The sequence below is a fragment of the Aromatoleum sp. genome, assembly GCF_035254505.1.
Taxonomy (GTDB): Bacteria; Pseudomonadota; Gammaproteobacteria; order Burkholderiales; family Rhodocyclaceae; genus Aromatoleum.
On the sequence record NZ_DATFAO010000050.1, the window covers coordinates 1 to 14,085 of the forward strand.

Annotated in this window: 16 protein-coding genes; 13 read left to right on the plus strand and 3 right to left on the minus strand. The window is 65.3% G+C overall.

Annotated features, from left to right (window positions below):
* From VJ673_RS08845 to VJ673_RS08890, 10 genes are all read left to right on the plus strand, one after another.
* On the plus strand, window positions 1-306 hold a 306-nt coding region (locus VJ673_RS08845), incomplete at its 5' end, for an HAD hydrolase family protein (protein WP_324125711.1).
* 44 nt (window positions 307-350) lie between these two features.
* A complete protein-coding gene (gene ppcA, locus VJ673_RS08850) occupies window positions 351-1,811 on the plus strand; it encodes a phenylphosphate carboxylase subunit alpha (RefSeq protein WP_324125712.1) in 1,461 nt (486 codons plus the stop codon).
* A gap of 9 nt (window positions 1,812-1,820) precedes the next feature.
* Window positions 1,821-2,078, plus strand: a complete 258-nt coding sequence (ppcG, locus tag VJ673_RS08855; RefSeq protein ID WP_324125714.1) for a phenylphosphate carboxylase subunit gamma — start codon at window positions 1,821-1,823, stop codon at window positions 2,076-2,078.
* Window positions 2,079-2,149: 71 nt separating this feature from the next.
* Complete coding sequence (locus VJ673_RS08860; protein ID WP_324125715.1) at window positions 2,150-3,496, plus strand: UbiD family decarboxylase; 1,347 nt, start codon at window positions 2,150-2,152, stop codon at window positions 3,494-3,496.
* A 13-nt stretch (window positions 3,497-3,509) separates the two neighbouring features.
* Window positions 3,510-4,109, plus strand: coding sequence for a UbiX family flavin prenyltransferase (locus tag VJ673_RS08865; RefSeq protein ID WP_324125716.1), 600 nt, complete (start codon window positions 3,510-3,512; stop codon window positions 4,107-4,109).
* Entirely contained in the window at window positions 4,106-4,540 is a 435-nt protein-coding gene (locus tag VJ673_RS08870) for a DUF120 domain-containing protein (RefSeq protein WP_324125717.1), read from the plus strand. Before VJ673_RS08865 ends, VJ673_RS08870 begins: the two co-directional genes overlap by 4 nt.
* A gap of 15 nt (window positions 4,541-4,555) precedes the next feature.
* Entirely contained in the window at window positions 4,556-5,107 is a 552-nt protein-coding gene (locus VJ673_RS08875) for an NUDIX hydrolase (protein WP_324125718.1), read from the plus strand.
* Window positions 5,108-5,270: 163 nt separating this feature from the next.
* The gene (locus tag VJ673_RS08880) at window positions 5,271-6,569 is read left to right on the plus strand and encodes a phenylacetate--CoA ligase family protein (RefSeq protein ID WP_324125719.1); all 1,299 of its coding nucleotides are present in this window, start codon (window positions 5,271-5,273) and stop codon (window positions 6,567-6,569) included.
* Window positions 6,566-7,402 carry a metallophosphoesterase family protein gene (locus tag VJ673_RS08885; RefSeq protein ID WP_324125720.1) on the plus strand — a complete coding sequence of 279 codons (837 nt, stop codon included), beginning with the start codon at window positions 6,566-6,568 and terminating at the stop codon, window positions 7,400-7,402. Before VJ673_RS08880 ends, VJ673_RS08885 begins: the two co-directional genes overlap by 4 nt.
* Window positions 7,403-7,440: 38 nt before the next feature.
* Entirely contained in the window at window positions 7,441-8,370 is a 930-nt protein-coding gene (locus VJ673_RS08890; protein ID WP_324125721.1) for a SphA family protein, read from the plus strand.
* A gap of 170 nt (window positions 8,371-8,540) precedes the next feature.
* Here VJ673_RS08890 and VJ673_RS08895 read toward each other — a convergent pair whose 3' ends face one another.
* Window positions 8,541-9,017, minus strand: a complete 477-nt coding sequence (locus tag VJ673_RS08895; protein ID WP_324125722.1) for a lipocalin family protein — start codon at window positions 9,015-9,017, stop codon at window positions 8,541-8,543.
* A gap of 329 nt (window positions 9,018-9,346) precedes the next feature.
* Here VJ673_RS08895 and VJ673_RS08900 point away from each other — a divergent pair, with 329 nt between their 5' ends.
* The gene (locus VJ673_RS08900; protein ID WP_324125723.1) at window positions 9,347-9,520 is read left to right on the plus strand and encodes a hypothetical protein; all 174 of its coding nucleotides are present in this window, start codon (window positions 9,347-9,349) and stop codon (window positions 9,518-9,520) included.
* Between the two features lie 39 nt (window positions 9,521-9,559).
* On the plus strand, window positions 9,560-10,567 hold the full coding sequence (locus VJ673_RS08905) for a TerC family protein (protein WP_324125724.1): 1,008 nt from the start codon (window positions 9,560-9,562) through the stop codon (window positions 10,565-10,567).
* A 5-nt stretch (window positions 10,568-10,572) separates the two neighbouring features.
* On the opposite strand, the gene VJ673_RS08910 is transcribed toward VJ673_RS08905, so the two are convergent.
* Window positions 10,573-12,210, minus strand: coding sequence for an electron transfer flavoprotein-ubiquinone oxidoreductase (locus tag VJ673_RS08910; RefSeq protein WP_324125725.1), 1,638 nt, complete (start codon window positions 12,208-12,210; stop codon window positions 10,573-10,575).
* A 135-nt stretch (window positions 12,211-12,345) separates the two neighbouring features.
* On the minus strand, window positions 12,346-13,218 hold the full coding sequence (folD, locus tag VJ673_RS08915; RefSeq protein WP_324125726.1) for a bifunctional methylenetetrahydrofolate dehydrogenase/methenyltetrahydrofolate cyclohydrolase FolD: 873 nt from the start codon (window positions 13,216-13,218) through the stop codon (window positions 12,346-12,348).
* Window positions 13,219-13,525: 307 nt separating this feature from the next.
* Here folD and VJ673_RS08920 point away from each other — a divergent pair.
* A partial coding sequence (locus tag VJ673_RS08920; protein WP_324125727.1) for a trimethylamine methyltransferase family protein occupies window positions 13,526-14,085 on the plus strand: 560 nt, incomplete at its 3' end.

Here is a 14,085-nt window from a genome sequence, read left to right on the forward strand (position 1 = left end):
GGGGAGCTGAAGATCAAGCGCTTCTTTGAAGGCATCAAGAAGAAGACTGAGCCCTACGCGCAGATGCTCGAGGAGATGAACATCTCCGACGCCGAGGTCTGCTATGTCGGCGACGACCTCGTCGATCTGTCGATGATGAAGCGCGTCGGCCTGCCGATCGCGGTGGGTGATGCGGTCGCGGACGTCAAGGAAGCCGCGGCCTACGTGACGACCGCGCGCGGCGGGCACGGCGCCGTGCGCGAGGTCGCGGAGCTGATCCTCAAGGCACAGGGCAAGTGGGACGCCGTGCTCTCGAAGATCCACTGATTCATCGCCGAAGCGACCGGCATATCCAAACCAAGGAGACAGACGTGGGAAAGATTTCGGCACCCCGCAACAACCGTGAATTCGTCGAGGCATGCGTCAAGTCCGGCGATGCGGTGCGCATCAAGCAGGAAGTGGATTGGGACAACGAAGCGGGTGCAATCGTGCGCCGCGTGTGTGAATTGGGTGAAGCCGCGCCCTTCATGGAGAACATCAAGGATTACCCGGGCTTCAGCTACTTCGGCGCGCCCTTGTCGACCTACCGCCGCATGGCGATCGCGCTGGGCATGGACCCGAACTCGACCTTGCCGCAGATCGGCGCCGAGTACCTCAAGCGCACCAACAGCGAGCCGATCGCCCCGGTCATCGTCGATAGGCGCGACGCGCCCTGCAAGGAGAACATCCTGCTCGGCGACGACGTGGACCTGTGCAAGCTGCCGGTGCCGCTGGTGCATGACGGCGACGGCGGACGCTACGTGGGCACCTGGCATGGCGTCATCACCAAGCACCCGGTGCGCGGCGATGTGAACTGGGGCATGTACCGGCAGATGATGTGGGACGGCCGCACGATGTCGGGCGCGGTGTTCCCGTTCTCCGACCTCGGCAAGACGCTGACCGACTACTACCTGCCGCGCGGCGAAGGCTGCCCCTTCGCGACCGCGATCGGACTGTCACCGCTCGCCGCGATGGCCGCGTGCGCGCCCTCCCCGATCCCCGAGCCTGAGTTGTGCGGCATGTTGTCGGGCGAAGCGGTGCGCCTCGTGAAGTGCGAGACCAACGACCTCGAAGTGCCGGCCGATGCCGAGATCATCATCGAGGGCATGATCCTGCCCGACTACAAGGTCGAGGAAGGCCCATTCGGCGAATACACCGGCTACCGCACCAGCCCGCGGGACTTCCGCGTGACCTTCCGCGTCGATGCGATCACCTATCGCAACAACGCGACGATGACGATCTCGAACATGGGCGTGCCGCAGGACGAGGGGCAGCTGCTGCGCTCGTTCTCGCTCGGACTGGAGCTGGAGAAGCTCTTGAAGAGCCAGGGCATCCCGGTGACCGGCGTGTACATGCACCCGCGCTCGACGCACCACATGATGATCGTCGGCGTGAAGCCGACCTACGCCGGCATCGCGATGCAGATCGCGCAGCTCGCGTTCGGCTCCAAGCTCGGCCCGTGGTTCCACATGGTGATGGTGGTCGATGACCAGACCGACATCTTCAACTGGGACGAGGTCTATCACGCGTTCTGCACGCGCTGCAATCCGGAGCGCGGCATCCATATCTTCAAGAACACGACCGGCACCGCGCTCTATCCGCATGCGACGCCACACGACCGCAAGTACTCGATCGGCTCGCAGGTGCTGTTCGACTGCCTGTGGCCGGTGGATTGGGACAAGACCAACGACGTGCCGTCGGTCGTCAGCTTCAAGAACGTGTACCCGAAGGACATCCAGGAGAAGGTCCTCAACAGCTGGGCCGATTACGGCTTCCGCGGCGCGAAGAAATAAGGAGCGGTCATGGCAAACAAATGGGAAGTGTTCGTGATGGACCTCGCGGAGCTCGCCGAGGGCAAGGAGCTGGAGCTGACGATCCGCACGCTCAACGACGGGCTGCACAAATACACCTACCAGCGCGCGAAGGTGGAGGTGTCGAGCAGGCTCGACCAGTTCCCCGACAGCCTGCAGGTGCGGCTGGGGCGCGGGCAGTTGAGTGATCGGAAGTTCTCCATCCACGTGATCGAGCGGGTGGAGCGCTTGCCGGCACAGTACCGGTAAGCAGTTCTAACCGGGCGGGCCGCAAGGCTCGCCCGAAGCATCCACGCATCATCTAACGGAACGCGAAAACAATGGCCTACCCCGACCTGCGCAGCTTCCTGGCCGACCTCGGCGACGACCTGCTGCACGTGCGCGACGAGTTCGACCCGAAGTTCGAGATCGCGGCGGTGTTGCGCAGCCTGCCTGCGGACGCGCCGGCAGCGCTCTTCGAGAACGTGCGCGGCTATCCGGGTGCACGCGTCGCAGGCAACCTGTTCGGCGGACGCCGCCGCGTCGCCCGCGCCTTCGGCACCACCGAGGAACGCCTCGCGCAGACGTGGCTGGGCAACAAGCAACGCGCGATTGCACCGGTTGTCGCGAAGAGCGCGCCGGTGCAGGAAGTCGTACATGAATCCCCCAACGAGCTGCTCTCGCTACTGCCCATCCTGACCCATCACGAGAAGGACGGCGGCCCCTTCATCACGACCGGCGTGGTGCTGTGCACCGACCCCGCGACCGGACGCCGCGGCATGGGCATCCATCGCATGATGGTGAAGGGTGGACGCCGGCTCGGCGTGCTGCTCGCGAATCCGCCGCTGTCGCAGTTCCACGCCAACGCCGAAACGGCGGGACGTCCGCTCGACGTCGCGATCGCGCTCGGGCTGGAGCCGGCGACCCTGCTCGCCTCCGTCGTGCGCAGCGGGCCGCAGGGGCCGGACAAGATGGCGATCGCCGGCGGCTTGCGCGGCGAGCCGGTCGAGCTGGTGCGCGCGCGCAGCGTGGATGTGGAAGTGCCCGCGCGTGCCGAGATCGTCATCGAAGGCCGCATCCTGCCGGGCGTGCGGGAAAGCGAAGGCCCGTTCGGCGAGAACACCGGCTACTACTTCACTAACGTCAGCCCGGTGATCGAGGTGACCGCGATCACGCATCGCGACAACTACATCTACCCCGGTCTGTGCCCCTGGTCAGGCGACGTCGACACGCTGCTCTCGCTCGCCGCCGGCACCGAGCTGCTGGGCCAGTTGCAAACGATGGTCGCCGGCGTCGTCGACCTCGACCTGACGGGCGGCACCGCGGGCTTCTCCGCCGCCATCGCGGTCAGGAACTGCCCGCGCCACGAGGTGCGGCGCCTGATCATGCTTGCACTGAACCTCGACAAGCGGCTCAAGACCGTGACCGTCGTCGATGACGACGTGAACATCCGCGAGCCGCGCGAAGTCGCCTGGGCGATGGCGACCCGCTACCTGCCCGAACGCGACACCGTGATCATCAGCGGCGCGGAAGGCTACGTCATCGACCCCTCTTCCGCCGGCAGCAGCTCCGGCTCCAAGGCCGGCTTCGTCGCCACGCGCGGCGCCGGCGCCGAATTCGACCGCATCACCCTGCCCGCCGCCGCACTCGCGAAGGCGCAGGCTCTGCTCGCAACGCTGCACAAATAACGGAGACAGCATCATGAGAATCGTCGTCGGCATTTCCGGAGCAAGCGGTGCGATCTACGGCATCCGCATCCTCGAAGCCCTCAAGCACGCGGGCGTCGAGACGGACCTCGTGATGTCGGACTCGGCGAAACGCACTATCGCCTACGAGACCGACTACTCGATCAACGACGTCAAGCGCCTCGCCTCCTGCGTGCATGACAACAACGACGTCGGCGCGTCGATCGCGAGCGGCTCCTTCAAGCACGCGGGCATGATCATCGCGCCCTGCTCGATCAAGACGCTCTCGGCCGTCGCGAACTGCTTCAACACGAACCTGCTGATTCGCGCCGCCGACGTCACGCTGAAAGAGCGCCGCAAGCTCGTGCTGATGCTGCGCGAGACGCCGCTGCACCTCGGCCACCTGCGGTTGATGACGCAAGCCACCGAGAGCGGCGCCGTGCTGGTGCCGCCGCTGCCGGCCTTCTACCACCGGCCGAAGACCATCGACGACATCATCAACCAGTCGGTGACCAAGGTGCTCGACCAGTTCGACCTCGATATCGACCTCTTCGGCCGCTGGACGGGCGACGAGGAGCGCGAGCACGCGAAGGCCCGCCCGGAGCAGCCGGCATGATCACCACCGCCAGCAGCCTCGAACTGGAAGGCGAAGTCGCTGCCGGACTCGGCGAGGGATCGCGCTTCACGGCGATCGACTGGGTGATCCTCGAATTCCGCCGCAAGCTCGGCTTCATCCCCTGGCCCGGCACCTTCAATCTGCGCATGCGCAGCACGGCCTGGGAGTGGGCCCGGGGGCGACTGCGTGCCGCCGCCGGCATCGCGATCACGCCGCGCGACGGTTTCTGTGCGGCGAAATGCTTCGGCGTGCATATCGCCGGGCACCTCACTGGTGCAGTCGTCTTCCCCGAGATGCCCGACTACCCCGACGACAAGTTCGAGATCGTCGCGCCGCTGCCGATCCGCGAGACGCTTGGACTGCAGGACGGCGATCTCGTGAACCTGCGTCTCGATCTCTTCCATTCCGTCCGCGACGAAGCGGCAGCCTGATTCGACAAGGAGACCATGATGGCCCCGAAGTTCTGCCCGCAATGCAGCACGCCGCTGGTCCTCAGAAAGATTCACGGCCGCGAGCGCGAAACCTGTCCGACCTGCGGCGAGACCTTCTTCCATAAACCGGCACCGGTCGTGCTCGCCGTGATCGAGCACGCCGACCAGCTCGTACTGATCCGCCGCAAGCTCGATCCCCTCGGCGGCTACTGGGCGCCCCCGGGCGGCTACGTCGAGATGGGCGAATCGCTGGAGGACGCCGTCGTGCGCGAGGCGAACGAGGAGACCGGGCTGCAAGTGGCCGTCGACGGGCTGATCGGCGTGTATTCCCAGGCTGACGTGCGCGCGGTGATCCTCGCCTTCCGCGCGCACTCGATCGGCGGCGAGCCGGTCGCGGGCGACGATGCCGGCGAAATCTGCCTCGTCGCGCCGGGCCAGCTTCCGATGCAATGTCCGCCCGAAGGCGGTCCGCCGATCGACCGCTGGTTCTACGACGTTATCCATGAAGTCACCACACCCTGGAAATGGGGGCGCCAGACTGGCGCCAGAACAATGATGAGGAGATAACGATGCACGTCACGACACCCGCCCCCTCGGGCTGAACGCCCGGCGCCCGCGACGCGGGCTCGACCGACCACTCCGCAGCATCCGCCCGTACGGCAATGCCCACTCCCGAACCCGGACGGCATCGCCGCGGGACGGTTCGTCCAGAATTTCGAGGAAGACAGCCATGGCGTATTTCGATCCCGTCACCGAAACCCTCCCCCGCGAACAGCTCCGCGCGCTGCAACTACAGAAGCTGCAGGCAATGATGACCGAGCTGTGGGGCAAGAACCGCTTCTACAGCACCAAGTGGAAAGCCGCCGGCCTCGAGCCGCGCGACATTCGCACGCTCGACGACCTCGCGCGCCTGCCGCTGACCACCAAGTCCGAGCTGATGGAAGACCAGGCGGCGAACGGCCCCTTCGGCACCAACCTGACTTACCCCGTTGAAGCCTATACACGCCTGCACCAGACCTCCGGCACGACCGGCGTTCCGTTGAAAGTGCTCGATACCGCCGACTCCTGGGACTGGTGGGCGAAGTGCTGGGCGCACGTGCTCGCGGGTTCGGGCGTCAACGCCTCCGACCGCGTCTTCCTCGCCTTCGCCTTCGGCCCCTTCATCGGCTTCTGGGCGGCGCTCGAAGGCGCACGCAAGCTCGGTGCGGTGATGATCCCGGGCGGCGGGCGCGATTCGCTGCAACGCCTCGAGCTGATGCGCGAAACGGGCGCGACGGTGCTGTGCTGTACGCCGACCTATGCGCTGCGCCTGGCCGAGGTCGCCCGCGAGCACGGCTTCGACATGAGTTCCCTGAGGATGAAGTCGACGGTGCATGCGGGCGAACCGGGCGCGAACATCCCGGCCACCAAGCAGCGCATCGAATCGTCGTGGTCGGCGAAATGCTTCGACCATGCGGGTGCGTCCGAGATCGGCGCCCACTCCTTCGAGTGCGAGCACCAGCCCGGCGGCACGCACTTGATCGAATCCGAGTTCATCGCTGAAGTCATCGATCCGAAGACCGGCGAAGCGGCAAAGCCGGGCGAGCGCGGCGAGCTGGTGATCACGAACCTCGGCCGTTGGGGCTTCCCGCTGATCCGTTACCGCACCGGCGACCTCGTCGAGGTGAACCTCGATCCCTGCTCCTGTGGCCGCAGCTTCATGCGCTTCCAGGGCGGCATCCTCGGCCGCGCCGACGACATGGTGACCGTGCGCGGCGTGAACGTCTTCCCAGCGGGCGTCGAGAACATCATCCGCAAGTTCACCGAGGTCGACGAGTTCCGCATCACCGTGAGCAAGGTCAAGCACATGGACGAGATGGACATCGAGGTCGAGCTCTGCGACGGCGCCGACCCGTCGGTCGTGCATTCGATCGCCGAACGGCTCGACTCGGTGCTCGCCTTCCGTCCCCGCGTGCATAACGTCGGCCGCAACATCCTGCCGCGCTTCGACATGAAGGCGAAGCGCTTCCATGTGAATCGCGCTGCATGAAGCTGCGCTGGGCCGCCTGCCGGCCACCCGCGGGTCAGCGTGCGCCGGCCGCGCGCACGCCGCCCGGGACGGTCGTCTATGCGATCGGCGACATCCACGGCCGTCTCGACCTGCTCGATGCCCTGCTGCAAGGCATCGCGCTGGACGCGGGGCTGCGCCAGGCGGAGCGCCGCGTGCTGGTCTACCTCGGCGACTACGTCAGCCGCGGCGCGCACTCGCGTGGCGTCGTCGATCGCGTGATCGGCTGGCGGCCGGCAGGCTTCGAGGTCGTCGCGCTGAAGGGTAACCACGAGGAGGCGATGCTGCGCTTTCTCGACGGCGAGCTGTTCGTCGGCGGCCACTGGATGGGTCACGGGGGCGTCGACACGCTCGCCCAGTACGGCGTCGTGCCCGAGGATCCGGCGCGGCGCGACACCGACACGCTGGAGCACTTGCGCACACGGCTGCGCGAGGCCGTGCCACCCACTCACCTTGCGCTGCTGCGCAGCCTCGCCGCGAGTCACCGCGAAGGCGACTACCTCTTCGTGCACGCCGGCGTCCAACCCGGCGTGCCGCTCGACGAGCAGTCCGAGCGCGACTTCGTATGGATCCGCAATCGTTTTCTCGTCTCCGATCGCGACCACGGCGCCGTCGTGGTCCACGGTCACTGCATCTCCGAACAGCCCGAAGTGCGCCACAACCGCATCGGCATCGACACCGGCGCGTATCGCAGCGGCGTGCTCACCTGCCTTGTGCTCGACGGCGTCGAGCGCAGCTTTCTGCAGACCGCCACGAATACCCGTAATGGCCCGGCCGAGGCCAGGGGCGAAGTCCGCCCTGATTCGTGCCAATGAAGGCATTGCATCAGCACACAAAACATCAAGGAGGAAGCATGAGACTCAAGCACATCTGCGTGGCGGTGGCCCTGACGGGAGCAATAGCGGGCAGCGCGTGGGCGAAGGAAGGCGCCGACCAATATCCGCACGGCGGCGAAAACTGGTTCGCCGGCGCGCTGCCCCCGCCCGGAGACTACTTCCTGAACTACTTCGGCTACTACAACGCGGACAACCTGCGCGACGGCGACGGCCACAAGGTCGACCACACCGGCGTCACCGCCTGGTTCGATGCGCTGCGCTACGTCAAGGTCACCAACACGCAGATCCTCGGCGGCAACTGGGCGATGCACGCGATCGTGCCGCTCGTGCACCAGAAGGTCACGCTCGGGGACAGCAAGACCGTCAGCGGATTGGGCGACATCGTGTTCTCGCCGCTCGTGATTTCCTGGCACGCCGGCAACTGGCACTGGGCCGCCGCACTCGACATCTACGCGCCGACCGGCGAGTACAAGTCCGGCGATCCCAGGAAGAGCATCGGCGCGAATTACTGGAGCGTCGAGCCGGTGTTCGCGGCGACCTGGCTCAACGAGGCCGGCTGGGAGCTGTCGGCCAAGTTCATGTACAACATCAAGGCGAAGAACAAGGACTTCCGCCCCGCGCCCGGCGCGCCGAAGATGGAGTACGAGTCCGGCGACGAATTCCATATGGACTACCTCCTCGGCAAACGCTTCGGGCAGTGGGGCGTCGGCCTGTCAGGCTATTACGTGAAGCAGACCACCGACGACAAGCTCGACGGCGACACCCTTTCATCGGCGCTCGGGCCGTGGTCGTCCGGACGCAAGGGCGAAGTGTTCGCGATCGGCCCGAGCGTCAGCTACACGACCCAGGCCGGCACGATGTTGATCGGCCAGTGGCAGCATGAAAGCGGCGCCGAAAACCGCTTTCAGGGCGACAAGCTCTGGTTCCGGCTGATCATGCCGTTCTGAGCGGCGCCCTCCTCGGGCTCGCGCCCGGGGAGGGTTGCAGCTGCCGCATTCTCGTCCATTTCCGGCAAGTCACGCTGAAACGGGGGCCGGGCGGCTCCTTCAGCCGCTCCGCATCACAATTTCTCTCACCACCGGCGGGATCGACGCCGGTGACGACAAGGTCCGATCGCTCAGTTCTCCTCCGAGTGGCGCGTCATCTCCAACCTGCGCGTGTCGAAGCCCTTGCTGCGCAAACGTTCCAACAGACCGGCGTAGACATCCGGACTGACCTTCGGACTTCGGGCGAGGATCCACAAGTATTCCCGCTTCGAGTCGCTGACGGCCGCCAGTTGGTAATCGGTGTCGAGATCGATCACCCAGTAGTCGCCCCAGACTGCGGGAATGAACGACAGCCACGCCGGCGCAAAGCGCACTTCCAGCTTCGGCGACGACCGCTCGCCGATCTGGCGGGCGACCCCGAGGGCCTCGTCGAACTGGCCATCCTTCATCCGGCATCGGTTGATGACCTGGAGACTCCCGTCCGGCTGAACGCGATAATCCGCCGTCGTGTCGCCGACGCATTTCTTCTGAAATCGGTTCGGGTACTTGCCGATCTCGTACCAGCGCCCCATGTAGCGCGGAACATCCAGGGAAGGGATCGTGGCCAACGGGCCCTCGTCGCCGGCCGCGGAGGCGGTGAGGGGAACGGAGAATGCGAGGGCACAGGTGCCCAGGAGCCTTGCACGCCAATTCTTTCGCATGGATCGTCCTCGTCGGCAGACCGCTCTGTCCTGCGGCCCGCGTGATGCTACCTTCTTTGACCGCGATCCAGAAATGCCGCGGGTAGCGAAAGTGCAGTTCGTCCGCGTGCACCGCGACACTCCCAAAATTCAGAACTCATCTATCGCTATTTGTCGGTTTATCCGATGCATCTCCCCTCCTAGAGTCTCTCCCGTCCGGCGCCGTTTGGCCGCCGGCGCCCAAAAGGAGCGAAGAAATGATCACGTTGGATGACTGCCTCGCCTTTTGCGAAACACCCCCCGCCGTCGTGGAAGAAATCGCGAAACAACAAAACCTCCCCCTGATGCTGGCTTGTGCCTGCGCACAGGGAGGATCGGACGGCACGAGCGATCCGGGCAACGTTGAGGCGCCCGCGCCAAACCTGACTTGATATTGACCGGCCCCTCCGCGCCCCGGGAGAGCGACAACCATGGAAAGCATCGGCACCCCCTGGCTTTGGACGAGCTTCTTCGCCATCGTCCTCGCCATGCTTGCGATCGACCTGTTCGTGGTTGGCGGTGGCAGGCAGCACCGCGTGTCCTTCAAGGAAGCCGCGACCTGGTCAGGCATCTGGGTCGGCGTCTCGCTGTCCTTCGCGGCGGCCCTATGGTTCTACCTCGACGGCGCTGCCGGCCGCGAGGTCGCCAACGCCAAGGCGCTCGAGTTCGTCACGGGCTACCTGATCGAGAAATCCCTCGCCGTCGACAACGTCTTCGTCTGGCTGATGCTGTTCGGCTTCTTCGCGGTACCGCCGGAGTTGCAGAAGCGCGTCCTGCTCTTCGGCATCGTCGGCGCCATCGTCATGCGCACCGCCATGGTTTTCGCGGGCGTCTGGCTGATCGCCCAGTTCCACTGGCTGCTCTACGTCTTCGGCGCCTTCCTCCTGCTCACCGGCATCAAGATGTGGTGGCTCGCAGACGACAAGCCGGACCTGGCTCGCAACCCGGTGATCCACTGGCTAAGAGGGCACCTGAAGGTGACGGAAGGACTTGAGCAGGAGCGGTTCTTCGTGACGCGTGAGGAGACTGTCCACGGCGTGCCCCGCGCCGCCCGTTATGTGACGCCCCTGTTCCTGGTCCTAGTCCTCGTGGAATTGTCGGACCTGATCTTCGCCGTCGATTCGATTCCCGCCATCTTCGCCGTCACCATCGATCCGTTCATCGTGCTGACTTCGAACATCTTTGCCATCCTCGGTCTGCGCGCGATGTACTTTCTGCTAGCCGACATGGCCGACCGTTTCTCGCTGCTCAAGTACGGCCTGGCCATCGTGCTGGCGTTCATCGGGATCAAGATGCTGCTGATCGATCTGGTCAAGATCCCGGTGTCCCTCTCGCTCGGCGTCGTCGCCGCGGTGATCGCGACGTCGATCGTGCTCTCGCTGCGCCTGGACAAGCGCGCGCAGACGTCGGGTAGCAAGGAGGTGGCCGACGCCCGCTAATAGGCCTACATCCCTTGGTAGATCGGCCCTTCGCCGCCCTGAGGGACGCCCCAGTTGATGTTCTGCGTCGGATCCTTGATGTCGCAGGTCTTACAGTGCACGCAGTTCTGCGCGTTGATCTGCAGCCGCGGGCCGGTCTCCTCGCGCACGATCTCATACACGCCCGCCGGGCAGTAGCGCTGCTCGGGGGCGTCGTACTTGGCGAGGTTCACCGCGATCGGCACCGACGGGTCCTTGAGCCGCAAATGGCAGGGCTGATCTTCTTCGTGGTTGGTGTTCGACAGGAACACCGACGACAGACGATCGAAGGTCAGCACGCCATCGGGCTTCGGATAATCGATCTTCGGGCATTCCGAGGCGAGCTTGAGCTTGTCGTGATCCGACGAGTTGCGCAGCGTCCACGGTGCCTTGCCGCCGAATACCTTCTGGTCGACGCCGAAGAGGAAGGAGCCCATCCACAGGCCCTTCTTCATGTAGGGCTTGAAGTTCCGTGTCTTGTGCAGTTCCTCGTGCAGCCAGCTCTTCTTGAAGGCTTCCGGGAAAGCGGCCAACTCGTCGCGGGCGCGTTCCTGGCCGAGCGCTTCGAACGCGGCTTCGGCGGCGAGCGCACCGCTCTTGAGCGCGGCATGGCTGCCCTTGATGCGCGCGGCGTTGAGGAAGCCCGCGTCGTCACCGATTAGCGCGCCGCCAGGGAACACGAGCTTCGGCTGGCTCTGCAGGCCGCCCGCCGCGATCGCGCGTGCACCGTACGCGAGACGCTTGCCGCCTTCGAGGAACTGGCGAATCTCGGGGTGCGTTTTGTAGCGCTGGAACTCCTCGAACGGCGACAGGTGCGGGTTCGTGTAGTTGAGGCCCACCACGTAGCCCACCGCGACGAGATTGCCGTCGAGGTGATAGGCAAAACCCCCGCCGTAGGTATCCGAGGGCAGCGGCCAGCCCGCGGTGTGCACGACGAGCCCTTTCTGGTGGCGCTCGGCCGGCACTTCCCACAGCTCCTTGATACCGATGCCGTAGGTCTGCGGATCGACGCCGTCTCGGAGCTTGAATTTCGCTTCGAGCTGCTTGCCGAGATGCCCGCGGCAGCCTTCGGCAAAGAGCGTGTACTTCGCATGCAGCGCCATCCCCGGCTGATAGGCGGGCCCCTGCTCGCCTTCGCGCGTGACGCCCATGTCGCCGGTCACGACGCCCTTCACGGCACCGTTCTCGTCGTACAGCACCTCCGCGCCGGCAAATCCGGCATAGACCTCGACGCCCAGCGCTTCAGCCTGCTCGCCGAGCCACTTCACGACGTTGCCGAGGCGCACGATGTAATTGCCGTGGTTGAGGAAGCAGTCAGGCAGCAGCTTATTGGGGATGCGGCGCCCGCCGGTCTCGTTGAGGAAGATCACGCGGTCTTCCGAAACCGGCGTGTCGAGCGGCGCCCCCATCTCCTTCCAGTCCGGGAGGAGTTCGGTCAGCGCACGCGGATCCATCACGGCGCCCGAGAGAATGTGCGCGCCGATCTCGGCGGCTTTCTCGATCAGGCACACCGAGATCTCGCGGCTGGCATCGGCAGCGAGCTGCTTCAGCCGGATCGCCGCAGCAAGTCCTGCAGGACCGCCACCGACGATCAGGACATCGAATTCCATCGATTCGCGTTCCATACACATCATCCTGTGATCAGCGATTGGCTTGTAGAAAAAACCTATCCGGCCGACCCGACCGGATAGGCAAAAGCGACCGACGCTCGAGGGAGAAAAGGGAGAGGGAGTGCGTCGGTCGAGGAGACTTGAGGACCGTCAGACCTCGGCCAACTGTTCCGCGGGCACGAACCGCTCGGCCGACTGCACGGTGTTGTGGACCAACATCGTCACCGTCATCGGACCGACGCCGCCGGGCACCGGCGTGATGTAGGACGCCTTCTGCCGCACACCTTCGAAATCGACGTCGCCCACCAGGCGCCCGTCGGGTAGCCGGTTGATGCCGACGTCGATCACCACGGCGCCGGTCTTCACCATTTGCGGCAGGATCAGATTCGGCCGGCCCGCCGCAACCACGAGAATGTCGGCGAGGATCGTGAACTGCGCCAGGTCGCGCGTCTTCGCGTGGCAGATGCAGACCGTCGCGTCTTTTTGCATCAGCATCAACGCCATCGGCTTGCCGACGATATTGCTCGCGCCGACGACGACGACGTTCTGGCCTTCGACCGGGATGCCCTCGTATTCGAGCATCTTCTGTACGCCGAACGGCGTGCAGGGCGGGAAGATGGTGTTGCCGAGGACGAGACTGCCGACGTTATAGAGATGAAAGCCGTCGACGTCCTTCTCCTGCGAGATCGTCTCGAGCACGCGACGGACGTTGAATTGCGGCGGCAGCGGCAGCTGGACGAGGATGCCGTGGACCGCGGGGTCTTCATTCAGGCTGCGGATCAGCGCTTCGACCTCGTGGTCCGGCGTGTCGGCGGCGAAGCGATGCACCGTCGACTTGAGGCCGACCTCGGTGCAGGCCTTGACCTTGTTGGCGACATAGACCTGCGACGCGGGGTTGTCGCCCACAATGATCACCGCCAGGCCGGGCTGGACGCCGCGCTCTTGCAGCGCTGCGACACGCTCCCGACACTCCTCGCGCACCTGGCGTGCGACCGCGTGTCCATCGATTATCTTCGCGACCATCTTTGTCTCATCTCCGTATGTGGCACCGCATGCGGCACTTCTCGGAGCGCATGGTAGGGCGAAGCGGAAACGGACAAACTGCCGCGGACGACTACCGCGTACCTGAATGCGACCATTCGGCGAACGCGGATTTGCTCAACCGGGAAACACCTCCGCGACCGATGCGCGACATGTCGCCGCCGCGCAAAGGTGCGTCGCCCCCGGGGCGGGCCCGCCAAGACCCCTTGACGATAATTGGCATTGCCGGCAGCGGGCGGTCCGATCGTGACCGTGCGCGCTCCCGCATTCCCTATCCTCAGGAGATATCATGGACGACCAAGTAGCGGCAGCGCCGCGCACCCGACGCGCCGGCGGGCGCGAAGCCAAACGTGCTGCACGCTCAGGGCGCGCGGCCGCGTCCGTCCCGTATATCACTCGCAATATCCCCTACTTCGAGGTGCTGGGCGAGGAAGGGCTCGCGACGATCGAGCACAACGCCGATACCATCCTTGAGGAGATCGGCATCGACTTCCGCGACGATCCGGAGGCGCTCGAGATCTGGAAGGCCGCCGGAGCCGAGGTCACTGGCGAGCGCGTCCGCATCCCGCGCGGCATGTGCCGGCAACTCATTCAGGCCAACGCCCCGCGCGAGTTCACGCAACATGCGCGCAACCCCGAGCGCAATGTCGTCGTCGGCGGCAAGAACACCATCTTCGTCCCGGCCTACGGGTGTCCGTTTATCAGCAACCTCGACGACGGACGCCGTTACGCGACGATCGAGGATTTCCGCAACTTCGTGAAGCTCGCCTACCTCGCGCCCTCGCTGCACCACTCGGGCGGCACGATCTGCGAGCCGGTCGACCTGCCGGTCAACAAGCGCCACTTCGA